The sequence below is a fragment of the Nonomuraea sp. NPDC005650 genome (genome assembly GCF_040605375.1).
In the GTDB taxonomy this organism is placed as follows: Bacteria; Actinomycetota; Actinomycetes; order Streptosporangiales; family Streptosporangiaceae; genus Nonomuraea.
In genome coordinates, this window is sequence record NZ_JBEXCR010000092.1 from 1 (window position 1) to 24,032 (window position 24,032).

General features: G+C 68.5%; 25 protein-coding genes and 2 pseudogenes. 17 read left to right on the forward strand and 10 right to left on the reverse strand.

The features are described 5' to 3' along the window. A partial coding sequence (locus ABZS69_RS65425) for an acetate--CoA ligase family protein (RefSeq protein WP_355394771.1) occupies positions 1-1,743 on the forward strand: 1,743 nt, incomplete at its 5' end. A gap of 7 nt (positions 1,744-1,750) precedes the next feature. Here ABZS69_RS65425 and gap read toward each other — a convergent pair. Then, a complete protein-coding gene (gap, locus tag ABZS69_RS65430; protein ID WP_355394774.1) occupies positions 1,751-2,734 on the reverse strand; it encodes a type I glyceraldehyde-3-phosphate dehydrogenase in 984 nt (327 codons plus the stop codon). A 179-nt stretch (positions 2,735-2,913) separates the two neighbouring features. On the opposite strand from gap, the gene ABZS69_RS65435 reads away from it, so the two are divergent. Beyond that, a complete protein-coding gene (locus tag ABZS69_RS65435) occupies positions 2,914-4,260 on the forward strand; it encodes a gluconate kinase (protein WP_355394777.1) in 1,347 nt (448 codons plus the stop codon). A gap of 12 nt (positions 4,261-4,272) precedes the next feature. Here the strand turns inward: ABZS69_RS65435 and ABZS69_RS65440 are convergent, their stop codons facing one another. Continuing rightward, entirely contained in the window at positions 4,273-4,542 is a 270-nt protein-coding gene (locus ABZS69_RS65440) for a dsRBD fold-containing protein (RefSeq protein WP_355394780.1), read from the reverse strand. Positions 4,543-4,726: 184 nt separating this feature from the next. On the opposite strand from ABZS69_RS65440, the gene ABZS69_RS65445 reads away from it, so the two are divergent. From ABZS69_RS65445 to ABZS69_RS65490, 10 genes are all read left to right on the forward strand, one after another. After that, entirely contained in the window at positions 4,727-5,635 is a 909-nt protein-coding gene (locus ABZS69_RS65445; protein ID WP_355394783.1) for a universal stress protein, read from the forward strand. A 79-nt stretch (positions 5,636-5,714) separates the two neighbouring features. Further along, entirely contained in the window at positions 5,715-6,149 is a 435-nt protein-coding gene (locus ABZS69_RS65450) for a hypothetical protein (RefSeq protein ID WP_355394786.1), read from the forward strand. 248 nt (positions 6,150-6,397) lie between these two features. Continuing rightward, positions 6,398-7,024 (forward strand): hypothetical protein, encoded by a 627-nt coding sequence (locus ABZS69_RS65455; RefSeq protein ID WP_355394789.1) that lies wholly within the window; start codon positions 6,398-6,400, stop codon positions 7,022-7,024. A gap of 34 nt (positions 7,025-7,058) precedes the next feature. Next, positions 7,059-8,324 (forward strand): V-type ATPase 116kDa subunit family protein, encoded by a 1,266-nt coding sequence (locus ABZS69_RS65460; RefSeq protein ID WP_355394792.1) that lies wholly within the window; start codon positions 7,059-7,061, stop codon positions 8,322-8,324. Then, positions 8,309-8,650, forward strand: coding sequence for an ATP synthase subunit C (locus ABZS69_RS65465; protein WP_355394795.1), 342 nt, complete (start codon positions 8,309-8,311; stop codon positions 8,648-8,650). Before ABZS69_RS65460 ends, ABZS69_RS65465 begins: the two co-directional genes overlap by 16 nt. Positions 8,651-8,656: 6 nt before the next feature. Next, positions 8,657-8,869: a V-type ATP synthase subunit F gene (locus ABZS69_RS65470; protein WP_355394798.1), complete on the forward strand. Its 213-nt coding sequence runs from the start codon at positions 8,657-8,659 to the stop codon at positions 8,867-8,869. A 5-nt stretch (positions 8,870-8,874) separates the two neighbouring features. Further along, a complete protein-coding gene (locus tag ABZS69_RS65475) occupies positions 8,875-9,378 on the forward strand; it encodes a V-type ATP synthase subunit E family protein (protein WP_355394839.1) in 504 nt (167 codons plus the stop codon). Next, complete coding sequence (locus tag ABZS69_RS65480; RefSeq protein ID WP_355394801.1) at positions 9,375-11,042, forward strand: V-type ATP synthase subunit A; 1,668 nt, start codon at positions 9,375-9,377, stop codon at positions 11,040-11,042. Before ABZS69_RS65475 ends, ABZS69_RS65480 begins: the two co-directional genes overlap by 4 nt. Next, the gene (locus ABZS69_RS65485; RefSeq protein ID WP_355394804.1) at positions 11,039-12,412 is read left to right on the forward strand and encodes a V-type ATP synthase subunit B; all 1,374 of its coding nucleotides are present in this window, start codon (positions 11,039-11,041) and stop codon (positions 12,410-12,412) included. The genes ABZS69_RS65480 and ABZS69_RS65485 overlap by 4 nt, the downstream gene beginning before the upstream one ends. Continuing rightward, positions 12,409-13,050: a V-type ATP synthase subunit D gene (locus ABZS69_RS65490; protein WP_355394807.1), complete on the forward strand. Its 642-nt coding sequence runs from the start codon at positions 12,409-12,411 to the stop codon at positions 13,048-13,050. Before ABZS69_RS65485 ends, ABZS69_RS65490 begins: the two co-directional genes overlap by 4 nt. Before the next feature lie 13 nt (positions 13,051-13,063). Here the strand turns inward: ABZS69_RS65490 and ABZS69_RS65495 are convergent. From ABZS69_RS65495 to ABZS69_RS65525, 7 genes and pseudogenes are all read right to left on the reverse strand, one after another. Then, positions 13,064-13,474: pseudogene (locus ABZS69_RS65495) on the reverse strand (pyridoxamine 5'-phosphate oxidase family protein); the annotation flags it as partial. Between the two features lie 59 nt (positions 13,475-13,533). Next, positions 13,534-14,214, reverse strand: a complete 681-nt coding sequence (locus tag ABZS69_RS65500) for a CBS domain-containing protein (protein ID WP_355394810.1) — start codon at positions 14,212-14,214, stop codon at positions 13,534-13,536. A gap of 780 nt (positions 14,215-14,994) precedes the next feature. Then, complete coding sequence (locus tag ABZS69_RS65505; protein WP_355394813.1) at positions 14,995-15,801, reverse strand: sigma 54 modulation/S30EA ribosomal C-terminal domain-containing protein; 807 nt, start codon at positions 15,799-15,801, stop codon at positions 14,995-14,997. Further along, entirely contained in the window at positions 15,770-16,060 is a 291-nt protein-coding gene (locus ABZS69_RS65510) for a hypothetical protein (protein ID WP_355394816.1), read from the reverse strand. The genes ABZS69_RS65505 and ABZS69_RS65510 overlap by 32 nt, the downstream gene beginning before the upstream one ends. An 858-nt stretch (positions 16,061-16,918) precedes the next feature. After that, positions 16,919-17,137 carry an MBL fold metallo-hydrolase RNA specificity domain-containing protein gene (locus tag ABZS69_RS65515; RefSeq protein ID WP_355394819.1) on the reverse strand — a complete coding sequence of 73 codons (219 nt, stop codon included), beginning with the start codon at positions 17,135-17,137 and terminating at the stop codon, positions 16,919-16,921. Between the two features lie 28 nt (positions 17,138-17,165). After that, positions 17,166-18,179, reverse strand: a pseudogene (locus ABZS69_RS65520) (MBL fold metallo-hydrolase); the annotation flags it as partial. Positions 18,180-18,181: 2 nt separating this feature from the next. Further along, a complete protein-coding gene (locus ABZS69_RS65525) occupies positions 18,182-18,865 on the reverse strand; it encodes a CBS domain-containing protein (RefSeq protein WP_355394822.1) in 684 nt (227 codons plus the stop codon). A gap of 412 nt (positions 18,866-19,277) precedes the next feature. Here ABZS69_RS65525 and ABZS69_RS65530 point away from each other — a divergent pair, with 412 nt between their 5' ends. The 4 genes from ABZS69_RS65530 (at position 19,278) to ABZS69_RS65545 (ending at position 22,687) form a co-directional block, all read left to right on the forward strand. Further along, positions 19,278-20,615: a phosphoribosyltransferase family protein gene (locus tag ABZS69_RS65530; protein ID WP_355394825.1), complete on the forward strand. Its 1,338-nt coding sequence runs from the start codon at positions 19,278-19,280 to the stop codon at positions 20,613-20,615. A 70-nt stretch (positions 20,616-20,685) separates the two neighbouring features. Beyond that, positions 20,686-20,988, forward strand: a complete 303-nt coding sequence (locus ABZS69_RS65535) for an RtcB family protein (RefSeq protein WP_355394828.1) — start codon at positions 20,686-20,688, stop codon at positions 20,986-20,988. 51 nt (positions 20,989-21,039) lie between these two features. Beyond that, positions 21,040-22,356 (forward strand): nicotinate phosphoribosyltransferase, encoded by a 1,317-nt coding sequence (locus tag ABZS69_RS65540; protein ID WP_355394831.1) that lies wholly within the window; start codon positions 21,040-21,042, stop codon positions 22,354-22,356. Between the two features lie 127 nt (positions 22,357-22,483). Next, positions 22,484-22,687 carry a DUF1918 domain-containing protein gene (locus ABZS69_RS65545; RefSeq protein ID WP_355394834.1) on the forward strand — a complete coding sequence of 68 codons (204 nt, stop codon included), beginning with the start codon at positions 22,484-22,486 and terminating at the stop codon, positions 22,685-22,687. Positions 22,688-23,030: 343 nt separating this feature from the next. Here the strand turns inward: ABZS69_RS65545 and ABZS69_RS65550 are convergent, their stop codons facing one another. Continuing rightward, positions 23,031-23,456 (reverse strand): Hsp20/alpha crystallin family protein, encoded by a 426-nt coding sequence (locus ABZS69_RS65550; protein ID WP_355394837.1) that lies wholly within the window; start codon positions 23,454-23,456, stop codon positions 23,031-23,033. Between the two features lie 275 nt (positions 23,457-23,731). On the opposite strand from ABZS69_RS65550, the gene ABZS69_RS65555 reads away from it, so the two are divergent. Then, the gene (locus ABZS69_RS65555; protein WP_355394842.1) at positions 23,732-23,965 is read left to right on the forward strand and encodes a fructose 1,6-bisphosphatase; all 234 of its coding nucleotides are present in this window, start codon (positions 23,732-23,734) and stop codon (positions 23,963-23,965) included. Positions 23,966-24,032 lie beyond the last annotated feature (67 nt).

Here is a 24,032-nt window from a genome sequence, read left to right on the forward strand (position 1 = left end):
GGGCAGGGTGCGGCGGAGTCGGAGCTGCTGCAGGTGTGCCGTACGGCCGGGATGCGGCTGATCGGCCCGAACTGCCTGGGCGTGGTGAACACCGGGGCCTGGCTGAATGCCAGCTTCCTGCCGCACCGGCCCGTCCGCGGGCGTGTGGCGTTGATGTCGCAGTCCGGCGCCGTGGGGGCGGCGTTGCTGGACCGGCTGGATGTGTCGTCGTTCGTGTCGGTCGGCAACAAGGCCGATGTCAGCGGCAACGACCTGCTGGAGTATTGGGAGGACGACGACGACACCGGCGTGATCGCGCTGTATCTGGAGTCGTTCGGCAACCCGCGCAAGTTCGCCCGCATCGCCCGCCGGGTCGGCAAGCGCAAGCCGGTTCTGCTGGTCAAGAGCGGCCGTGGCGAGGCCGGCGGCAGGGCGGTACGCTCGCACACCGCCGCCGCGGCCACCCCGGACGTGGCCGTGGACGCGCTCACCCGCGCCGCCGGCGTGATCCGGCTCGACAGCGTGCACGAGCTGATCGACGTGGCCAAGCTGCTGGCCGCTCAGCCGTTGCCGGCCGGTCGCCGGATGGCCATCGTGGGCAACTCCGGCGGGCCGCAGGCGATGGCCGCCGACGCCTGCGAGGCCCACGGCCTGATCGTTCCGGAACTGCCGCCTGGGTTGCTGGAGGCACGTGCCGCCGCCGCGCTGGGCAACCCGATGGACCTGACCGCCGACGCCACCGCCGCCGAGATCGGCGCCGCCGTCGAGGTCCTCGCCGCTTCGCCCGACATCGACGTGGTGCTCGTCGTCTACACCCCGCCGTTCGGCGACGGCCTGGAGGCAACCCGCCAGGCCATCGCGGACGCCACCAAGACGGCGGCCAAGACCGTGCTGGCCTGCGTCGTCGGCCACGACGGCATGATCGACGGCCGCGTACCGAGCTATGCCTTCCCCGAACAGGCCGTCCAGGCCCTGGCCCACGTCGTGCGTTACACCGAATGGCGCAGCCGGCCCGTCGAACCCGTCCCGGTGCCTCCGCCAGCCGACGAGACGGCCGCCCGGGAGATCGTCCACGCGGAGTTGGCGGCGCGCCCGGACGGCGGCTGGCTGTCACCCGCTACTGCCGCCCGGCTGCTCGGCTGCTACGGCGTGACGCCGGTGGAGTCCATCGACGTGGACAGCCCAGAGGCCGCCGCCGCGGCGGCCTCCCGTGTCGGGCTGCCCGCCGTGCTCAAGGCCACGGGCCCCGTGCACAAGAGCGAGGTCGGCGGGGTCCGGCTCAACCTCCAGACCCCGGACGAGGTACGGCAGGCGTATCACGACATGTCGGCACGAATCGGCGCTGAGTTGACCGGGGCGATCGTCCAGCACATGTTGTACGGAGGCGTGGAGATCATCGTGGGCGGCGTGAACTACCCGGTGTTCGGGCCGCTGGTCATGGTCGGCATGGGCGGCGTGATGGCCGATCTGCTGGCGGACCGCGCTTTCCGGGTGCCGCCCGTCGTCGATGCCATCGCCATGATCAACGAGCTGCGCTGTGCCCCGGTGCTGCACGGCTACCGAGGTTCACTACCTGTCGACGTCCCCGCCCTGGCCGATCACATCGTACGGATCAGCAGGCTGCTCGAAGACCTGCCGCAGGTGGCCGAGCTCGACCTCAACCCGGTCATCGTCACCCCGCAGGGCGCGGCCACGGTGGACGCCCGGATCAGGGTGGCGCCCTGTGAAAAGCCGCCCTCACAATTGCTGCGGCGGATGCGCTGATCAAAGGTCAGGCCATCCGCTGGGCCATGTCGACCAGCCGGTTGGCATAGCCCCATTCGTTGTCGTACCAGCCGAAGACCTTGACCAGGTCCTCGCTCGCCTGGGTGAGAGCGGAGTCGAACACGCAGGAAGCGGCGTTGCCGATGATGTCGCGTGAGACGAGCGGGGCGGTGCTATAGCGCAGGATGCCGCTCAGTTCCTGCTCGGCGGCAGCGGCGAAGGCGTCGTTGAGCTCCTGCGCGGTGACGGGCCGGGCGAGCTGGGCGGACAGGTCGGTGATCGAGCCGTCCTCGACCGGCACCCGGATGGCGACGCCGTCCAGCCGGCCGTTCAGCTCAGGCAGCACCTGGCCGACCATGCGGGCGGCGCCGGTGGTGGTGGGCACGATGTTCACGGCCGCCGAGCGGGCCCGGCGCAGGTCCTTGTGCGGGGCATCCAGCAGCACCTGGTCGCCGGTGTAGGCGTGGATGGTGGTCATGAAGCCGCGTACCAGGCCGAAGCGCTCGTGCAGCACCTTGACCATGGGCGCCACGCAGTTCGTGGTGCACGAGGCCAGTGAGACGATCTCGTGCCGGTCCGGATCGTAGGCGGCGTCGTTGACGCCCGGGACGATGGTGGCGTCCAGATCCTTGCCCGGGGCCGAGAGCAGGACCTTGCCGGCGCCGGCCTTCAGGTGCGCGGCCAGCGCCTCTCTGGTCCTGAACCGGCCGGTGGAGTCGATGACCAGTTCGACACCGTGGGCACGCCAGTCGATGTCCGCGGGGTCCGCGTGGGCGCTGACGGCGATCGTCGCGCTGTTGATCTGCATTATCCCGTCCGAAGCAGTCACGGGCACATCGAGCGGCCCGTAGGTGGAGTCGTACTGCAGCAGGTGGGCCAGTGTGGCCGCATTGGTGATGTCGTTGACGGCGACGATGTCCAGATCTGTATGCAATGCACGTCGCATGACGGCCCGGCCGATCCGGCCAAATCCGTTGATTCCGATTCTCATGCTTTCATCGTCCGGCGCTGAGGGGTCGGCGCCTAAGAGGCGACGGTCCCGCGCCCGCTGGGACCTTCGGCCTGGCCGAAGTGAGATGGGTGACTTTTGACGTATTGCTTCCCAATTCGGGTTCTTTGCCGCTGGCGGCGGCGGACCTTCCAGACCTGAACTGGAAGAGGGGGTGTGTCATGTTCAGCACGATCAAGGAGACGCGGGCCGCCGTGGTGTTCCTGCTCGGCAAGCACGCCTACAAGCTGAAGAAGCCAGACAACTTCGCCACGTTGCATGCCAGGGAGGAGGCCTGCCGGCGTGAGGTCGAGCTCAACCGCAGACTGGCGCCTGACGTCTACGAGGGCGTGGCCAGCGTGCTCGGCCCGGACGGCACGGTCTGCGAGTACCTGGTGGTGATGCGTCGCATGCCAGAGGAACGCCGCCTGGCCACGCTCGTGCGGGCGGGCAAGCCTGTGGAGGAGCATGTGCGCGCGGTCGCGCGGCAGCTCGCCGACCTGCATGCCAGGGCCCGACGAGGCCCGCAGATCGATCAGGAAGGCGTGCGGTCGCGGTGGACGGCTGCCATCGAACGGGTCCGCGGTCTTTCCGGCGCCACGGTCGAGCCTGCCCTGCTGGACGAGATCGAGCAACTCGTGCTGCGCTTCCTGGATGGCAGGAGATCCTTGTTCAAGACGCGAATCGCTGAGGGCCACATTGTCGAGGGCCACGGCGACCTGGTGGCCGAGGACATTTTCTGCCTCGATGACGGGCCGCGAATCCTCGACTGCCTGGACTGTGACGAGCGGCAGCGTTTCCTCGACGGGCTGGACGACGCCGCTTACCTCGCCATGGACCTGGAATGGCTGGGCGCGCCGCGCCTGGCCGACCTGTTTTTGCGGTGGTACGTCGAATTCAGCGGCGATCAGGCACCCACGGCGCTGTGGCACCACTATGTCGCTTACCGGGCCTTCGTCCGAGCCGAGAGCGCTTGCGTGCGCCATTCGGAGGGCGACGTGGATGCCGCGTGGGAGGCACGGCGGCTGGCGGAGCTGGCGCTGCGCCATCTGCACGCCGCAGCCGTCACGCTGGTCCTGGTCGGAGGCCCGCCCGCGAGCGGGAAGACGACTCTGGCCGGCGCGCTGGCCGACCGGCTCGGCTTCACCTTGCTGCGCAGCTCGGACGTCCCCTCCGAATCCGAGCTGCTGTCCCGTGCCGAGCGATTGCTCGGCCAGGGCGAGTCGGTCGTTCTGGACGCTTCCTGGGCCGATGAGCAATATCGCGCGATGGCCGCGCAGGCGGCCGACCGGACCTCGAGTAATCGGGTCTCACTGCTGTGTACCGTCATGCCGCAACTCGCCGCCCCACGACTCGCCACCCGTGAGACACCGCCATCTGCCGCGGCCATGTCGCCGTGGCCGGACGCGATCGAGATCGACACGGGCATCCCCCTGGAACAGGCACTGACGCGCGCGCTGGGCGCCGTCCATCCCCCTGAGCTCAACATGCGCTGGCGTTTCCAGAGACCTCAAATGGAACCTGACTAGAAGGCCGCCGGCTCACCACGACCGGCCCGGAGCCGGGGAACTCGCGATCTCGGCGATGTCTCGTTGCGTGACGACGGCGAGTTTCCCGGCCAGATCGGCCAGTGCCCGCGCAGCCGCCAACTCGTCTCCGATCTCGGGCACCGACGGATCCGCAGGGTTACGGTGGGCGCGACCGGTGCCTGTCAGCCCTGTGTCGTCCCGGGTGGTCAGTACGGCTCGGGCGCAGGTGTCGTCGCCGTCCTCGCTGATGTAGACCTGCACGGTCCACTGCTTGGCTTCCATGATCGCAACCTCCTTCACGGCTCCATCCCATCGGCTTCCCGCGACGAACGGCAGAGGCGAAGGTCCGCGATCCGGCTGGACGAATGCCCCTGATCACCGGGTTCTCCGGGCGCGTTGATCTTCCTTTCCCAAGGTTTGGCCGTCTGCCGGGTCTCGTACGTCCTCGGCGGGATAGGCGTTCACCATGTCGACCTGGTCCGAAACAGAGGTCCCTGTGGTCAGGGCGGAAGAGCGGGTCATCGTCGTCGGCTATGACGAATCGCCGGGCAGCGAGCAAGCTTTGCGCTGGGCGGTGGAGGAAGCGCAATTGCGCAAGCTTCCCCTGGCGGTGTGCCATGCCTGGCATTGGCCCTATCTTCGGCGTCCGGTCGACAAGGAGGTTCTGGCCCAGTTGAGGGCCACCGGCACCGCTGTGGTGGAGGAAGGCGTGCGTCGCGCGCGAGAACTGGCGCCCGCTCTCGACGTCCGGCCCCTGTTGGGGAAGGGCGTGGCCACGGCGGTGCTCCTGCAGGCGACGCACAACGCCGAGCTGGCGGTGCTCGGATCTCGGGGGCAGGGCGGCTTCGAAGAACTGCGGGTGGGATCGGCGGCCGTACAGGTGCCTGCGCACAGCGTCAGGCCTGTCGTCATCGTCGGTCCTGGGAATGTGCCGGTGAGGGAGGGCAAGGCGCGGATCGTGGTCGGCGTCGACGGGTCTCCCGCTGGACAGAGAGCCCTGGAGTTCGCGTTCGAGGAGGCGGAGCTGCGTGACGGCTCGGTAACGGTGGTGTGTTGCTGGGAGGATGCCGGTGATCTATCTGGACAGGACGGTCTGCCCTTCGTGGATCGCAGAGCGCTCCGGGTCAACGCGGAAGCCTGCTTCCGGGGCGCGGTCTCAACGCTGATCTGCCGGTACCCAGACGTGCCGGTCACGACGGAGTTCGTAGCCGGGCGCCCCGAACGCGCCGTGATCGACGCGGCGCGGGACGCGACGCTCCTGGTTCTGGGGAGTCGTGGCATCGGCTCAACACCCACCACGCTCGTGGGGCCGGTCACCCAGGCCGCGCTCGCGGCGGCCGAATGTCCCGTCGTTGTGACACCACCCTCATGCTGACGCAGCCTGGCAGACATTCGGCCGTGAACTGACCGACTTTTGGCTTTGCCGGGGGCATTACCCAAGGGGGAGGTGACTGATGGTCCGGCTGGCCGATTTCCTGGCACGATTCCGTCCCTCCGGCGTGCCCGGGGCAGCGGCACCCGCAGGTGTCCCCGCCGACTACGTGGCCGACCAAGCCGAGGAACTGGCGCCGATCTTCTCCGCACTCGCCGACATCCAGGCCGCGTGCGCGAACGAACGAGACCATGCCCGGCGCCGTGCCGATCGCATGCGGGCGCGCGCCCACGATCAAGCCGCGGCCATCGTCGCCTCGGCCCACGCGGAGGCGGATGCGGAGCGCGCACGGTCATCGGCCCTTGCCCGCCAGAGCCACGATCAGGCCGTCGCGGAGCTCCTGCGAGAGGCCTCAGCCGCCGCTGAGGGTGTCCGCCGGCGCTCGGCCGGCCGGATGCCGGAGATGGTGGCCCGGGTGACCGACATGGTCAGGTCCTTGGCCGATGACCGGCCATGACCGCTTCGTGGGTCGCGGGGGCGACACGTGCCAGGGCTCTCGTCCGGCGGAGGGCGGGGATGGCGTGTGCGCGGCGCATCGCGGCATGCGGTTCCGTAAGCGAGGCGGTGGCCCTGCTGGGTGACACGCCGTATGGACATGACGTTCGGCGCGGGCAAAGCCTGGCGGAGGCCCAGTGGGCGGTTCTGGCGACTCTGCTGTGGCATCTGCGCGTTCTGGCCGGCTGGCTGCCTCGGGAGGGCGGGCAGATGGTCCGCGTGCTGGCCCGCTGGTTCGAGCTCGCCAACGCGGACGAGCTGATCTGCCGGCTCGCGGGAGGTGAGGCGGAGCCCGAGTTCGCCCTGGGCTCGCTGGGTACTGCGTGGCAGAGGCTGCGACTGTGCGGATCCCTTGCTGAGGTCCGGGCGGCCCTGGCTGCTTCCCCGTGGGGAGACCCGGGTGGTTCAAGCCCTCGTGAGATCCAGCTGAGCATGCGCCTGGCCTGGGCCGAACGGGTCGCCGAGACCGTTCCGCAGGCCAGGCCGTGGGCTTTGGGGGCGACAGCCCTGCTGCTCGCCCGTACGCACCTGGCAGAAGGCGTCAGGCCGGCCGAATGCTGTCGCGTGCTCGTCGGAGAAGGCGCGCTCGACGCGTCCTCGATCCCCGAGATGGCCGAACGGCTTCCCACGGCGGCACGCTGGGTGCTCCACGGGATCGAGGATCCGCGCGAGCTGTGGCGAGGCGAGGAGCGCTGGTGGCAGCGCGTGGAAGACGAAGGGCGCGATCTCCTGGCCGGGGCGGGATTCACGGCGGGACCGGTCCTGGGCGCGGTCGCCGTCCTGGCGGCGGACGCCCGGCGGGTGCGCGCCGCCCTGGAACAGGCCGCATGGCGGTGATCGCGATGCGCTCAGCCGATCAGGGACTGGCGCCATGAGCTGGCGAGAGGCGCTGCGGCCCGTCCGCATGGAGCGGGTGGCGATCGTCGCCCCTGCCTGCTCGCTGGACGATGTGCTGAGGATTGTGGGCGAAGCGGGGGTTGTTGAACTGGCCACACCATCTGACGCACAGCTGCAGGCGGTCTCGAAGAGCGCCGTCGTCCGTGGCGAGGTGGCGGCGCTCGTCGGCTGGATGCCCGCCAAAGTCGTTTCCGAACTCGCGGGCCAGGTGGCCCCCGAGGGCGGGGCCGTGGTGCCACTCGCTCGACCGCGAGGCAAGGAGGCCCCGTCCCTGCTGCGCACTGAAGGGCTGCGTGGCAACCTGGCCCCGCTCGTCAACACCTACGGGACGACGCCGTACGCCGACATCGACCCGACCCCGCTGGCGGTCGGCGCGTACGTCCTGATGTTCGGCATGATGTTCGGCGACGTCGGGCACGGCCTGTTGCTGCTCGTCGCGGCGGTCGGGCTGTATCGAAAGCGCCCGCGATGGCTGTCCCGGCTCCACCGGGCGTGGCCGTTCGCCGTCGGCGCGGGACTGGCGAGCATGGTCTTCGGCCTGCTCTACGGCGAGTTCTTCGGCCCAACAGGCGTCATCCCCGTGCTCTGGGTGCGGCCGCTGGCCGATCCGATCGCCCTCCTGGCTGCCGCTCTGGCCGGCGGCGCGCTGCTGCTCGCGGCCGCCTACCTGCTGGGCGTTGTGAACCGGTGGCGGGAGGGCGGTTGGCCGGCCACCCTGTACTCCCCGGCGGGGGTCGCGGGTTCGGCGCTGTTCTTCGGGCTGGGACTCGTCCTGTTCGGCTGGTACGCGAGGCTCGGCTGGCCGGTCGCCGCCGGCAGCGTGATCGCCGTGGTGGGCCTGATTCTGGCTTTCACCGGGTTCTACGCCGGAGCGGGAGGCGGCGCGAGCGGAGCCGCCCAAGCGATGATCCAGCTCTTCGACGCGGTCGTCCGGCTGGGCGCCAACGTCGCCTCCTTCGCCCGCCTCGCCGCCTTCGGCCTCACCCACGCCGCCATCGGCTCGATCGTGTGGAGCGCGACCACCGGGCTGTGGGCCGCCACCCCCTTCGCCGCGGCGGCGATATTCCTGCTGGGCAACGTGCTGGCGCTGACGATCGAGGGTCTCGTGGCCGGTGTCCAGGCGCTCCGTCTGGAGTACTACGAGCTGTTCTCCAGGGTCTTCCAAGCCGAGGGACGGCCCTTCCGCCCCTGGCACCTGCCGCCGGCGTCCAAGGAGGCCGCCCCATGTTCGTCTGGGTGAAACGAGGACTGCACGCGCTCAACGCGGTCATCGCGCTCGCCGCGATCGTCCTTCTCGTCTGCGCCGTGACCGCGGGCTCCGCTCAAGGGACGGCGACCGCCGACCCGGCCGGCGGCAACTGGGCGGCCCTGCTCGGCGCGGCCATCGCGGTCGCCAGCTCGGCGATCGGCGCGGGCATCGCCGTCGCCTACACCGGAGCCGCGGCGCTCGCCGCGATGAGCGAGCGGCCCGAGCTGTTCGGGCGCGCGATCGTCATCGTCGGCCTGGCGGAGGGGATCGCCATCTACGGGCTCGTCATCGGCATCATCCTCATCGGACGGGCTTGACCGGCCATGGCGATCGTCGCCGTCATCGGTGAGGCCGTCCGCGTGGTGGGCTTCCGGCTTGCCGGGGCGGTCGTCCTCCCGGCCGACACCCCCGGGGCCGCTCGTGCGGCGTGGGCCTCCCTCGGCGACGACGTCGCCGTGGTGATCCTCACTCCGGAGGCGGCCGAAGCCGTCGGCGAACAGGCCGGTGAGCGGCTGACGGTGGTGATGCCGCCGTGACGACCATGCGGGACGCGCTGGCGCCGCTGGCCGAAGCCCTGTCCAGGCAGGCCGGGCTCGACGCCCGGGCGATCATCACCGGAGCCGAGGAAGAGACCGCCGAACTGGTCGCCGCCGCCCGCCAGGAGGCCCGGACCGTCCTCGCCGACGCCCGCGCCGACGGAGCCGCCCAGGCCGAGGCGGATGCGGTCACCGAACGGATCCACGCCGAACGCCGCGCCCGCCGCATGGAACTCGCCGCTCGACGAGAGGCCCTGGACGAACTGCGCACCCGATCAGCCGCCGCGGTCAGGGCCCTGCGTGACGATCCCTGCTACCCCAGGCTCCTTGACCGGCTGAGCCTCCTGGCCCGTGCCGCCGGGGGAGAAGATCTGGTCGTCAAGGAGCAACCTGACGGCGGCGTGCTGGCGGAGGGGCGCGGCCGGCGCGTCGACTGCACGCTCAGCGCGCTGGCCGTACGAGCCGTGGACGCGCTCGGAGCGGACGTGGAGCGGCTGTGGGCACCGTGACCCGAGTCAATGGCCCCTTGGTCGAAGTCGAGGACCTCGCCGGCGCGGCCATGTTCGAGCTGGTCCTGCTCGGGCCCCACAAGCTGCTGGGTGAGATCGTCACGCTGGGAGGCGGCCGCGCTACGGTGCAGGCGTACGAGTACACCGGTGGGCTGGCTCCAGGCGATCCTGCCGAGCGCGGTGGAGCACCCGTCTCGGCTCTGCTGGGGCCTCACCTGCTCGGCGGGGTGTTCGACGGCCTGCTCCGGCCGCTCACCGGCGCGGGCCCCTGGCTGGACCCGGCCGTGCCCGCGCTCGCATCCGTCGCCCGCTCATGGCGGTTCACGCCGCTGGTCGAGCAGGGCCGGAAGGCGGCGCCGGGCACGGCCATCGGGCGCGTCGAAGGTGCGGGCTCGCTGGCATACCTGGTCCTGTCGCCGGGGGGCGAGGTTTCCGCCATCCGGCAGACGGGCCGCTACCCTCACGACGCCGCGGTCGCGGTCGTCGGCGGAACCGAGGTCCGGCTGACCCGCCGGCAGCCGGTGCGTCGCGCACTGCCGTACGCGTCGCGGCTGGACGAGACGGTGCCGCTGGTCACGGGGCAGCGGGTCATCGACCTGCTCCTGCCGGTGTGTCTCGGGGGCAGCGCGGCCGTGCCCGGCGGGTTCGGCACGGGCAAGACCGTGCTCCTCCAGCAGATCGCCAAGTGGTGCGACGCCGATGTGGTGGTCTACATCGGCTGCGGGGAGCGCGGCAATGAGATGGCGGATGTCGTCGCCGAGCTGGCCGAGTTGCCGGATCCCCGTACCGGCGGGCGGCTCTCCGACCGGACCGTCGTGATCGCCAACACCTCCAACATGCCGATGATGGCGCGCGAGACCAGCATCTACACCGGAGTCACGGTCGCCGAGCATTTCCGCGACATGGGCTATGCCGCGGTGGTCATCGCCGACTCGACCTCCCGCTGGGCGGAGGCCCGCCGGGAATTCGCCTCCCGCAGCGGAACCCTCCCGGCCGAGGAAGGCTACCCGGCGGACCTCGCCTCCGCCCTGGCCGCGTTCTACGAGCGAGCCGGCCGGGTCGTCACGCTGGGCGGTGCCACCGGGTCGGTGACGATCATCGGTGCCGTCTCGCCCCCGGGCGGCGATCTGACCGAACCCGTCACGGCGCACACGGAGCGATTCGTGCGAACATTGTGGGCCCTGGACCGTGACCTCGCCTACGCGCGGCACTACCCGGCGATCTCCTGGCGCGAATCCTTCTCCCGCGACGCCGATGCCCTGACGCGAGGCGCTCCCGAGAACGCGGCCCGCCGCGCGCGCGTGGGCGGCCTGCTGGCCGAGGCCGACCGGTTGACCGCGCTGGCCGAGCTGGTCGGAGCAGGCGCTCTGCCCGCCCGCGAGCGCATCGGCCTGCTGGCCGGGCGCCTGCTGCGGGAGGGCTTCCTGCGGCAGAGCTCGCTGAGCACGCTGGACGCGTACTGCCGGCCCGAACGGACCGCCCTCATCGCCGACGCGATCCTGGCGATCCTGGCGCTCTGCCAGGACCTGGTGGAGTACGGCGTGCCCGCCGCCGCCGTCGAAGATCGCGACTTCTCTTCCATCCTGCGTGCCAAGGAGGCACCGGAGGAAGAGATCACGGCACGACGCGACACCGTGCTGAACGAGCTGGAGACACTGCGGTGACAACGTGGGCTCCGATCGAATACACCGACGTGGCGGAGCTGCGCGGGCCCCTCATCGTCGTCCAGGGCACCCGGAACGTCGGTTGGGACGAGTACGCCATGATCACGCTTGAGTCCGGCGAGCGCAGGCATGGCCTCGTCCTGGACGTCGACCGCGACCTCGCGGTCGTCCAGGTCCTCGAGGGCACCGGAGGACTCAGAGCGGAGACGACACGGGTCACCTTCACCGGAAGCCCGCTGCGCATCCCAGTAGGCGCCGGATGGCAAGGACGCGTCTGCAACGGGCGCGGCCGGCCACTGGACGGCGGCCCTCCGATCTTCGGTGACGACAGCGCCCCCGTGGCCGGCTTCCCGATGAATCCCACGGTGCGAGAACCTCCCGCCGAACCCGTGATCACCGGCGTCTCCGCCATCGACGCGCTGACCACCCTGGTCCGCGGCCAGAAGATCGCCGTCTTCGCCGAAAGTGGCCTGCCCCACCTGGAGCTCGCCGCCCAGGTGGCAGCCCAGGCCCACACCGGTGGCGAGCCGTTCAGCGTCATCTTCGCCGCCATGGGGCTGACCCACGGTGACGCGGGGACGGTGCGCGACATCCTGGAGAGGCGTTCGTCGGCCGCGGAGCTTACGCTGCTGCTCAACCTCGCCGACGATCCCGTGATCGAACGGCTGCTCACGCCGCGGATAGCGCTGACCGTGGCCGAGCATCTGGCGTTCGTCCTGCGGCGTCATGTTCTCGTCGTGCTGGCCGACATGACGAGCTACTGCGAGGCGCTGCGCGAGGTCTCCGCCGCCCGCGGCGAGATTCCGGCCCGCCGGGCCTATCCGGGCTACCTCTACAGTGACCTGGCCTCCATCTACGAGCGGTGCGGCCGCATCCGGGGACAACCCGGCTCCATCACCGTGCTGCCGGTGCTGAGCATGCCCGCGGGCGACATCACCCATCCAGTGCCCGACCTCACCGGATACATCACCGAAGGCCAGATCCTGCTGAGCCGCGAGGTCCTTCCGTACCCGCACATCGACCCGCTGTCGTCCCTCTCCCGCATGATGCGTGCGGGGGTCGGCGCGGGACGGACCCGGCCCGAGCATCTGGATCTGGCGGCGCAGATCCAGGCGGGACTGTCTCGCGCCCGGCAGGCCGGCGAACTCGCCGACCTGGTGGGGGAGAGCGCGCTGAGTCCGGCCGACCGTCGCTACCTGGCCATGGCGGAGGCATTCCGGACGCGCCTGCTGGCCCAGCGGCCCGAGGAGGCCCGGACTCTGGAGGAGACCTTCGAGCGGGCTTGGCAGGTGGTCTCCGTGCTGCCGCGGAGCGAACTGTCGATGCTCAGCGAGGAAGCGCTCGAAGCCGGATACAAGGGAACGTCATGAGACTACGGATCCCGCCTGGCCGGGCAGGGCGGATGTGGCTGCGCCGCCGCCTGACCACGGTCCGGCACGGGCTCGACGTACTCGACAGGAAGCTGCGGATTTTGCGGCGGGAACAGGACCGGCTCACCAAGAACGCGGCACGGACCCAGGCTGAGTGGTTCGCCGCATGCCGGGCCGCCGACGAATGGCTCCTCCGCGTGACCCGCCTCGGTGGCCAGCGGGCCGTGCGCCTGGCGGCGGGCGACCGCCTCGCCGAAGTGAACGTGCACTGGGCCGACGCCGTGGGAACGAGCTACCCGGTCCGGGTCTCCTGCGTGCTCCCCGAACTCGACGCGGTGGCCCCCCTCCCGATCACCACCGCTCTCGTTCCCGCCAGGCACGCCTACCGCGTTGCCTTGCTCGCCGGGCTGGGACACGCGATCGCCGCGGAGGCCGCACGAATCATGACGGCCGAGACAGCTTCGACGAACCGCAGGATCCGCGCCCTCAAAGATCGCCTCCTCCCTTCGCTGGAGGAGGCACTGGCTGCCGTCGAGCTGTCGCTGGACGAGATGGAGCGAGCCGACATCGACCGCGCACGCCGTATGAGCGACTCCAGACCACAACTACCGGACCGTCTGAACGGCGACCACCGATGATGCGGCGGCCGGACACCTCTTGGACATCGACCACGATGTAGTGGTCCCGAATCCTCGGTGCCCATGCCATCAATGGCAGCGCCGTCAGCCGGTCGATCTCGGCCGGGTCGGTCACGGCCCGCGCACGTCCCACCGTGGTGACAGACCAGCCGGTACGCAGTTCAGGATCGAACTGGTCGGCCTCGAAAGCCACCACGGCGTGCCGGGTGGCGGCCGCTAGCTTCGACCCGATCGAGGTGCGAATCACAATGGAATGGCCGTTGAGATGGAAGTTGACCGGCTGGACGGCCGGGAGTGCGTTATCGGTGAACACGATCCGCCCGACCGATGCCGTGGACAGCAGGCTCAGGCACTCCTCACGGGAGAGCACCTGAAGTCCGGACGAGTCGAGTTGCATGCCCTCAACACCCCCTCTCGGGATCATCTGGGTCAGAGGCGAAAGTCCCTGCTGTTCTGCGCCGGGACATCGCGTACTGGACACGGCTATCCGGCCTTCCGTACGGAGTCGTCGGCCTTCCAGGCCAGTTCGTCGACCACACTGACGACGCCGTTGACGCGGGCGACCACACAGGCGGCAATGGTGGCCTCGGCGCGGCGTTCCATCCGGCCGGACAACGTGACCACACCGTCGTTCACCGAGACGGTCACGGCGGAGGTGTCGAACCACAGGGTGCGGTCGAGGATGTCATCGCGAACCTCGGCGGCGATCTCCTCGTCGCCGCGCAGGAACAGCTTGACGAGGTCGCAGCGGCTGACGATGCCCTGCAGCCGGCCGTTGTAGTCGATGACCGGCAGTCGTTTGACACCGTGGGCGTCCATGAGGCGGGCGGCCGCGACCGCCGACGCCTCAAGAGGGACGGTGATGGCGGGACTGGTCATCAGGTTGGCGGCGGTGTCGCCCCTCGCCTTCTGGCGGCTCTTGGGATGGAGCAGCCGGGTTCGCAGCGGCGGGCGGTAGCCCTCGCGGTAGAACTGCTCGCGAAACTCCTCTTTGCACAGCAGGTCGGCTTCGGAGACCACGCCGATCACGTGGTTGTCGTCGTCCAGAACCGGAACGGCGCTGACGCCGTTGCTGACGAGCGTTTCGGCGAGGTCCTTGAACGGGGTGGTGGCGGTGACGGAGACGACCTTGCTCGTCATCACGTCCTCAACGGTCATGCCCATGGCCAGTCGGCTCCCTCCTGCTCCGGTACGAGGACGCCTCGTACTTCCAAGTTGCTTTCATCACAGCTCCAGGTGAGGGGCGGGAAATAGGGCCGGAAGTCCCGAGAGGCGGTGACCATCGCGACACTCTGGGTCCTGTCCGGGACTTTCGACCCGCCCGACCAGGCCGATCGGCCGCTGTTCCACCCGCTGCCGGACAGATGCTTGCGCTATGAGCGGTGCTCTGCTGACAGATCCGTACGAGCTCAAGATGGCCGTGAACTACCCGCGCCGTGGCATGACCGGCCAGGCCACCTCAGCCTCTACGCTCGCAAGCTGCCGCCAAGCCGCGGGTTCCTGGTCACTGCGGGCCGAGTTCGGGATCCAAGATCGCTGCCTCCATGATCTGGTAGATCCTTTGTGTCGGCGGTCATTGAGCACGCCACCCGCCGCGTTCGGATCCTCGGCGCGACCGCCTACCCTGCAGGGCAGTGGGTCACCCGACTCGGCCGCAAGCTAGGCGAATAGCGCCGATCCCCCGGGCGAGGCCAACACGCGAAGTTGCCGTGCGGGCCGCGCTACCGATCCGGCACCCTCCCGAACACGTGACCGCCCCTTTGATCAGGCGGTCGCGCAGGTATTCATGGAAGGACCGGCCAGCGCAGCCAGGTAGCAGGGCGACTTTTGAAAGGCTTCGGCTGCTTGTGCATCGGAGTGCGCAGTGGAGATTCTGTGGCCGATCTCCGTAGCCGGCAGACCTTCCGACAGCAGGCGTGACCAGCGTCGATGAGACCCGGCTGATCACCTGCTGGGTATGATGAGGCCGTAGCGGCCGCCGTAACGGTGGTAGGCGAGGCTGCCCCGCCCAGTACTGGCGTCGGCGAAGAAGACGAACGGCATACCGGTGGTTTCCAGACGCTCGACCGCTTCACTGACGGAGAGGACGGGTGCTGGAACAGGGCTGACCGTGAGTGGGATCGACACCGGGCCGAGTTTGTGGGGCATGGGGGCGATCTGCGCGAGCCGGTAACCGTCCCGGCTGTGGTAGATGACGCTGTCCTGGCCGGTCTCCGCCTCGGTGAACAGGTAGAAGTCGTAGTCGAACTGTTCCATGTCGAAGGCCGCCTCATCGGGGGTAGCCCAAGTCAGCTCGTAGGCCTTGTGCCGGACGATCTCGTGTTCTCCTCCGATCCGGGGGGAGTAGGGCAGCGGGCGACGGTGAGGACTGGAGCGCCGCCACTCGTAGTCGACGTCCTCCGGGCGTCGCCCACGCAGGTTCTCCCCGTCCCTGCCAGCATGGCGCAACCGGACCCGGAGCCGGTCGCCGAGCAGCCGGATGGCTTGGTCCATGGACTCGCCGACCGCCTGAGCGCGGACGAACTGCCCGCTGACGTTGATGTTCGCCTGCGCGGTGCACGGACAGAACACAACTGGATCGGCCGTGGCGCTGAGCTTGACCCGGGCAAAGAGCACTGGCTCGTGGGCGAACGATGTCGCTGCCGCCACCACCTCGCGGGCATCGTCGACCGCACCGGGCGAAATGGCGCCGCGTGTTTCCACCTGCACCTCGCGGGGGTCAAGCGTTATGGAGGCGTGTCGATTGCTCATGCCGTGTCACGTCCCTTCTGACGAAGCCGACAGCAAGCAGCAGTTCGTGGGCGAGTCGCGCGGCCTGCTCGGGGTGCACTTGCCCGGGCTCCTCCATCGGTCTGGCTTCCAGACCGTGCGCGAGAGCGAGAGTGGCTTCGGCCAACGCTTGGATCTGCTTCTCGGCTTTGCTGACCCGAACCTTGATAAGGTTCAGCTCGAGTTCCAGCGGATGCGTCTCCTCGGTTGCGGGAACCGCATCGGGCTTGGGTTGAGGCATCAGGACCATCTCCCAGTAAGTGCTCTCCTTTCCTACCCTTGCCAGGGTCGGCATTTGTATCACAGGGACTTACGTCCTTCGGCGGCAGGTCCATGGTCCCCATCGACAAGGACCGCTCCGGTGCCCCGAGGTCTCCCGCATTCGCGTCTGCAGTCGACGATCGCCCGCTCCGCGCTTGGCCGCTTGAACGGCGTCTTCGGAACACTCGATACGCACAGGCATCTGTATCGCCAGGCCATCGCGCCGGTCGACCAGGACCACACGCAATGCCCCGGCGGAACCGCCAAGACGACCGACAGCTCCGGTGAGGCGAACGGGCGCGGCACTGCTCTTGTCACCCAGGGACAATGCGCATCCGCGGAACCCTTGGAAAGCATCGTGATCAGCACATCTTTAATTTAACAGATGCAATTATTGCCGTTCTCGTCACAACACTCTTTGCCTTTCCCCTGTGGCGCTGAGGAGGCAATAAGGAGGGATGTCGGGAATGTAGATCTCGATCATCGCAAGGTGTTCTTCGGCGGCTTCTTGACGCGCTCGCATTGCCGATCGCGACGTGGGGGCAACAGGCCGTCGAGGAGATCCGCGATGGCCTCACGGCGTGCTTGGGCGACTGAGTCGGGCTGGCGCGGTGGCTGCTGGCGTGGGCGCGAGCAACACGGATGGTCACGGTGAAGGAGGTGCGGTCCGGATCGAGCCCGGCGGGTGTGGGCGGCCTCAGCCTTGGGGCTGCATAACGCCTGGTAGACGGCGGACGTTCTCCGCCGAGGTCGGCACAATCGAGATAAATGATCCGTTGGGCAACTCGTGAACCAGGGTGAACACTTAGTTCTTCTTGATCCGCCAGACCAGAAAGACTTAGAGCAGAACGAGCTCGTCCGGAGCGGGGACGATCGCGTGCCAGCCGAGCTCGTCGTGGATCCTGCCCCGCAGCGTGGCGGCCGCGTCAGGCTCGCCGTGGATGACGTAGGTCACCTGGGGCGGCCGGTGGGTGGTGCGCAACCACGCGATGGTCTCGTCGGCGTCGGAGTGCACGGAGAATCCCGGCAGGTTCACGATCTCGGCTCGTACGGGCACGTAGCGGCCATGGATCTTGAGTGATGATGATCGACGGCTGGTCCGGCTCGTTGACGCTCATCGACTCTTCGACGGTGCGCAGCTCCCGCAGCCAGCCAGGGGCCAGGACATCGCGGGTGAGCCCGGGCCGCAACTCTGGCGAGCCGGCGGCGATCGCCTGCAGGTACACGTCACGGGCGGCCAGTCCCATGGGGCTGTCCACGTAGACCGGAACATTGGCGATCATGCCCTTCTGCCGCAGTTCGTGCAGCCGGTAGACGATGACCTCGGTACGGTCGACGGCGAAGGCGGGGATGAGGACCGAACCGCCGCGGCGCACCGTCCGGTTGATGGCCACGGCCAGGTTCCACAGCGTGCGGGAGTCGTCGTGGTGGCGGTTGCCGTATGTCGACTCGACGAGCAGGATGTCGGCCCCTTGGAGCGGCTCCGGTGGCTGGAGCAGCGGATGGGCGGCGCGACCCAGATCTCCGGTGTGGACCAGCGTCGTGCCTCCGGGCAGGGTGATCTCGCTCCACGAGGAGCCGAGGATGTGCCCGGCCCGGTGCAGACGGAGCCCGATGCCGTCCAGTTCGGCAGGCTCCTCGTGCTTCAGGGGTACGAACAGCTCCAGGGTCTTCTCGACGTCCTTCTCGTCGTAGAGCGGCAGGGCCGGACGGTGGCTGGACCAGCCGTAGGCGTTTGCGTGTTCGGCCTCGTCGGCCATCAGCCGGGCGCTGTCGCGCAGCACGATCGCCGCCAGCCGCGCCGTGTCCTGCGTGGTGTGGACCGTACCGCTGAAACACTGCCGCACCAGCGCGGGCAGGTAACCGCAGTGATCCAAATGCGCGTGACTGAGCACCACCGCCGACACGGACGCCGCCGGGACCGGGAACGTGGCCCAGTTCCTGCGTCGCAGCTCCCGCTGGCCCTGGAACAGCCCGCAGTCGAGCAGCACACGGTTCCCGTCGGGCAGTTCGAGCAGGAACTTGCTCCCCGTCACGGTGCCGACGCCGCCGAGGAAGGTCAGCTTCGGCGACCCCATACCGCTCCTCCCGCTTGTCATGCCTATGTGTCGTCGTGTTTCCACTGGAGCTTGTCGATCACGTCCACCACTCCGTCAACGCGTGCGATCAGCCGTACGGCGAGCAGTGCCCGGCTGCGGCGGTCCATACAGCCGCTCAGCGTCACCACCCCCTGATGCACCTCGACCTTGACGTCCGCGGTCTCCACCAGTAGCGAGCGATTCAGGACGTCCTCGCGGAGCTCATGCGCGATGTCGGCGTCGGCGCGAACGAACGCTTTGAGCAGGTCGCGTCGGCTGACGACGCCTTGCAGCGTGCCGTCGTCGTCGACGACGATCAGGCGTTTGATGCCATGCTCGTCCATCCGGCGGGCGGCCAGGACGGCCGAGGCGGTGGCGGGCACGGTCACGGCGGGCGCGGTCATCAGCTGCGCGGCCGTGTTCCCACTGGCCTTGCGCTGGAGGTCGGGTCCTTCCTCGGACAGGCGGTGGCGCAGGCGGGCGCGCAGCGGTGGTTTGTAGCCCTCCGCGTAGTAAGCTTCGCGAAACTCCTCCTTGTGCAGCAGATCCGCCTCAGACACCACACCCAGAACGTGGTTCTCAGCGTCAACCACCGGCACGGCGCTGACGCCGTGCGCTATGAGCACTTCGGCGATGTCCTTGAACGGCGTGCTGCCGTTGACCGAGGCGACCTCGATGGTCATGATGTCCTGAACTTTGACTCGCATGGCCGCTCCTCCCTTCGAGACATCCCTGCCCTCATCCCAGCTCGGGACGCGTCGTTGCAGGCAGGGGCGGAGGTCCCGCATGGTGAAGTCGTTCGTCAGGCGTGCTTCAGCGACCGTCCCCAGCAGCCCCTGGCCCGCTGGGGAATGCGAGGTCGTCGGTACAGGGCTTACGAGCTGGCCTGGGTCACGCTCGGCGACGCGGCCTTCGACATGAAGTAGCCCGACTATGACGTCCGCCTTCGCGTGAGCGGAACGATCATCGCTTATCGCAGGCAGTCGCTTATAAGGCGCCGTGCCAGCGCGGGTTCATGAGAGGGGACCTTAGCCCCTACCTCCGCAGTCTCCTACCCCCAGATGGTGGTAAGGGGTGCTCCTTCACCGCTGCAGAGGGGTTGGGGAGGTGTGAGGCGTAATGTTCGCTGATCGTCATGATGCGGGTGTTCGGCTGGGCCAACGTGTGGCTGGACTCGTCACCGATGAGGATGTGGTCGTCCTCGGGCTGCCCAGAGGGGGTGTACCTGTGGGCTTCGAGGTGGCCCAGGCGTTGGGTGCGCCGCTTGATGTGATCGTGGTTCGAAAGCTGGGAGTGCCGTTCCAGCCCGAGCTGGGATTCGGTGCCATCGGAGAGGGTGGCGTCCGTGTGATCAATACGGATGTCGTCCGGTTGGTGGATGTGACGCGCGAGGAGATGTCCGAGGTGGAGGAGCGCGAGCGGGCCGAGGTGTTGCGCCGGGTTCGCCGCTTCCGGGGCGATCGCGCACCGGTCGCCCTTGCGGGCCGTACGGTCGTCGTGGTGGACGACGGGATCGCCACGGGCAGCACCGCTCGCGCCGCCTGCCAGGTGGCTCGTGAACGCGGGGCCGCGCGAGTGATCTTGGCGGTCCCTGTCGGAACGCCGGACACGATCGCGAGCCTGCGTCAGGACGCCGACGAGGTGATCTGTTTGGAGACACCTCCCGTTCTCTGGGGCATTGGCACCTGGTACGTCGATTTCACCCAGGCCGCCGACGAACGGGTGGTCGAGCTGCTGCAGTGGGCCGCACCGCCAGCCGCCGAGGGCGCAGTGCCCGGGAAAGAGCGCGAGGTGAAGTCTGATCCGCCGGAGCCTGCCGACGAGGTGACGGTGGACGCCGGTCCTGTCCGGCTGCCGGGGCAACTCGTTGTTCCGGAGAAGGCCGACGGAATAGTGGTCTTCGTGCACGGTAGTGGTAGCAGCCGGCACAGTCCGCGTAACCGGTACGTGGCCTCGGTGCTCAACCGCGCGGGTCTGGGTACTTTGCTCTTCGACCTGCTCACGGTCGAGGAGGAGTACGACCGCGGCAACGTGTTCGACATCGAGTTGCTGGCCGGAAGGCTCGCGCAGGTGACGAACTGGCTGAGTGATCAGCCTCGGGCCGCGGTGCTACCGGTTGGCTATTTCGGAGCCAGCACCGGGGCGGCGGCCGCACTGTGGGCCGCGGCGGAACCGGGCAACAGGGTGGCCGCTGTCGTCTCACGAGGCGGACGGCCAGATCTTGCTGGAGCGCGACTGGCGGCGGTGCGGGCGGCGACGCTGCTGATCGTGGGTGGCTGCGACGAACTGGTGATCGAGCTCAATCAGGCAGCACAAGAGCGGTTGACCTGTGAGAACCGGCTCGAGATCATCCCTGATGCCACACACCTGTTTGAAGAGCCCGGAGCCCTGGAAATCGTCGCCGACCTGGCGCGAAACTGGTTCACCGACCATTTCAGCAGGACGCGCGTGGGATGAGAGCTTCCGGCGCCGGCGGAGACAGCGCCGGCCCAGGCCCTATCGCTTCCGCATCGAGCGGTACGGGTCGATGCGGGTGCCCGGCGTCATACGGGCTTCCCGAGAACTGCTTCAGGAGGACCAGGCACTGCAGCGGATCGTCAACGTGGCCGTCCTGCCAGATATCGTCCGTTCCTCCTACGCCATGTCTGACCAGCACTGGGGATACGGATTCCCGATCGGTGCTGTGGTCTCCCCGGGTAGGGCCGGTTTCGACATCTCCTGCGGAGTGCGCCTGCTCGCGGCCGACATCGATCGCGACCGGCCGGAAGTCTCAAGAGGCGGTGACCATCGTGACACTCTGAGTCCCATCCGGGACTTTCGGCCCGCCTAACCAGGCCGATCGGCCGCTGTTCACACAGGCTGCCGGACAGATGCTTGCGCTATGAGCGGTGCTCTGCTGACGGATCTGTACGAGCTCAAGATGGCCGCAAGCTACCTGCGCCATGACATGACCGGCCAGGCCACCTTCAGCCTCTTCGCACGCAAGCTGCCGCCAAGCCGCGGGTTTCTGGTCGCTGCGGGGCTGGCCGCGTGCCTCGACTTCTTGGAGTCGTTCTCCTTCGACCGGGACGATCTTGCCTACCTTGCCGAGGTCGAGAAGCTTCCACTGGAGACCGTGGAGTCGTTCAAGAAATTGCGCTTCACCGGGGACGTGTGGGCGATGCCAGAGGGTCAGGTGGTGTACGCGGGGGAGCCGTTGCTGGAGGTGACGGCGCCGATCGCCGAAGCGCAACTGGTCGAGACCGTCCTGCTAAACCATATGACCTTCCAGACCAGCGTGGCCACCAAGGCGGCGCGCTGTGTTCTCGCCGCCGACGGCGCCGACCTGATCGATTTCGCCTTCCGCCGCACGCAGGGGATAGATGCCGCGATGGCCGTGGCTCGTGCGACCGCCATCGCAGGCTTCTCGGCCACCAGCAATGTCGAGGCGGCGCGTAGATACGGGCTGCAGGCCGTGGGCACCATGGCGCACTCGTACATCGAGGCGTTCAGCGACGAGCGAACCGCCTTCGAGACCTTCGCCCTCGATCACGGCGGCAGAACCACCTTCCTCGTCGACACCTACGACACGGTGTCGGGAGTACGAGCCGCCATCGACGTGGTCAGACGGCTACGTCTGCCGGGCACGATCGGCGTCCGGCTCGACTCGGGCGACCTGTCCCAGCTCGCCCGGAAAGCCCGGCGGCTGCTCGACGAGAGCGGCCTGCAAGACGCCCGTATCCTGGCCAGCGGCGGCCTTGACGAATATGCCATCGCCGACATGGTCGCCCAGAACGCCCCCATCGACGCCTACGCCGTGGGCACCAAAGTGGGCGTGTCCGCTGATGCCCCTTATCTCGACAGCGCCTACAAACTGGTCGAGTACGACGATCGCCCGATGATGAAGCTGTCGCCTGGCAAGATCACTGCCCCAGGCAAGAAACAGGTTTTCCGCGGCCTCGACGCCGATGTCGTGGGACTGCGCTCAGAGAAGGCGCCTGCGGGCCACGTGCCGCTGCTCGTTGCCGTGATGCGTGAAGGGCATCGGCTCACGCCTGCCGAGTCGCTGGCCGAAGCCTCGAAGCGGTGCGCAGCCGATCTGGCCCGGCTCCCCGAAGCCGCCCGCGCACTGCATGAGCCCGTACCGCCCCCGGTGCGTCAGAGCCCCTCCCTTACCCGGCTGTGCACGCAGGCGCGAGCAGCGCTCGCCGCGGCGTAAAGCACAGCAGAACCGGGTCTCCGATCACGTGAAGTGTCTGGACCGGATGGGGCTCACAGTTCCTCGGACGGAGCGGGCTGACCCGCAGCGGGATGGGTAAGCGTGGCTGAGCGGGAAGGAGAAGCCTATGAAGGCAGCAGTCGGGGACATGCTGGTGATCGAGGGCGCCCATCAGGGCGAGCCCCGCCGCATCGGCATCATCATCGCCCTACATCACGACGACGGATCACCGCCCTACGAGGTGCGCTGGCTCGAAGAGGAGCACGAGAGCCTGGTCTATCCCGGGCCGGATGCTCACATCGAACATCGAGAAACGTTCAGAACGTCTTGACCAGGTGATCGTCGCGTTACTCAGGGCACTCCTGCCGGTGTAGCCGTCGATGATGCGCAGGGCCTCGTCGCAAGCGTGCACGATCTCCGCGGCGCGGACGACGATGCTCTGGAAAGGGTTGCGACAAAGCGCCCCCCACCGCTTCCAAGAACAGGAGGGGTATTCTCCTTTCTCCTTTCTCCCTTCCGGGATGCTGATGGGGTAAGCGGTGCCGGAGTGGCCTTTTAGGTGTCCCGAGACGCTCCCTCCACGCCTTGCCTTGAGGTCAGGCGGGCCGCCGCGTGGGGATCAGGGCCGATGGGACGATGGCACCATCGGCCTGGTTGTTCGTCCGCCTGGCTGATCACTCCTTCGGCTGGGCAGCTCCCTCGATGGGGATGTGCCGTCCTTCTGGCCTCTTTTCGGCCAGCCTCACGCTCACTTCGAGGATCCCCTGGTCGTAGACGGCCTTGACGTCGTTCTCGTCTGCTCCCTGAGGTAGCGCGATGGAGCGGGTGAAGGCCCCGTACCGGAATTCGGTGCGGTACTGTTCCCGGTGCTCCTCGCGCCGCTCCGCGTGGATGGTGAGGACCCCGTTGGTCAGGTCGATCTCGACGTCCTTCTCGGGATCGATCCCTGGCAGTTCGACGCGGAGGACGTACCTGCCGTCCTTGATGTAGTCCTCGAACCGCATGGACTGCCATGTGCGTGACCGCATGGCGGCCAGCGGCTCTTCGAACCAGTCGAGCAGATCGGGTAGGAAGCGCTCCCTGCGCATCAGCGTGTCCATGGATACCTCCATGTCCTTTCGGGTGCTATATGGGTATTAATCCCATTTGTGGAAGGTTCGGTGCAGGGGCGGAGGTCCTGGGCGCCGGGGCCTTTCGGCCCCGCCGTGTCGCTGATGTGGTCCAGCCGATGGGAGGGAACTCGTGATGACGTGGGATCTCATCCACAAAGCCGTTCGTCGGACTGCCGCGCCCAATCTGGCCGACTACGGGAAGGAATGCCGCACGTTTTCCTGGGAGACGGCTCAGCGGGCTGCCGGGCGGCCGGGGGCTGAACATCGCCTACGAGGCCGGCCCGCGCGAACTGTTCGCCGACCCGGCCTTCGACCGAGCGTGTGAGCAGGCGAACGAGGTGATGGACTACTTCCGCCGCCATGGTCCGTTCGAGCCGCACCGGCTGCCGCTGGACGACCTGGAGTACACCACGATGACGGTCCTCAGGGAGAGGCTGGCCGGCCGCTGGACTCCCATGACCACCGAACTGGCCACAGCAGGTCAGCGGCCAGGTTGATCGTCACCGCGGCGGCGGACCACGGCGACCGGGCAGTGAGCGTGGTGCAGCACGCCGTGGCTGACGG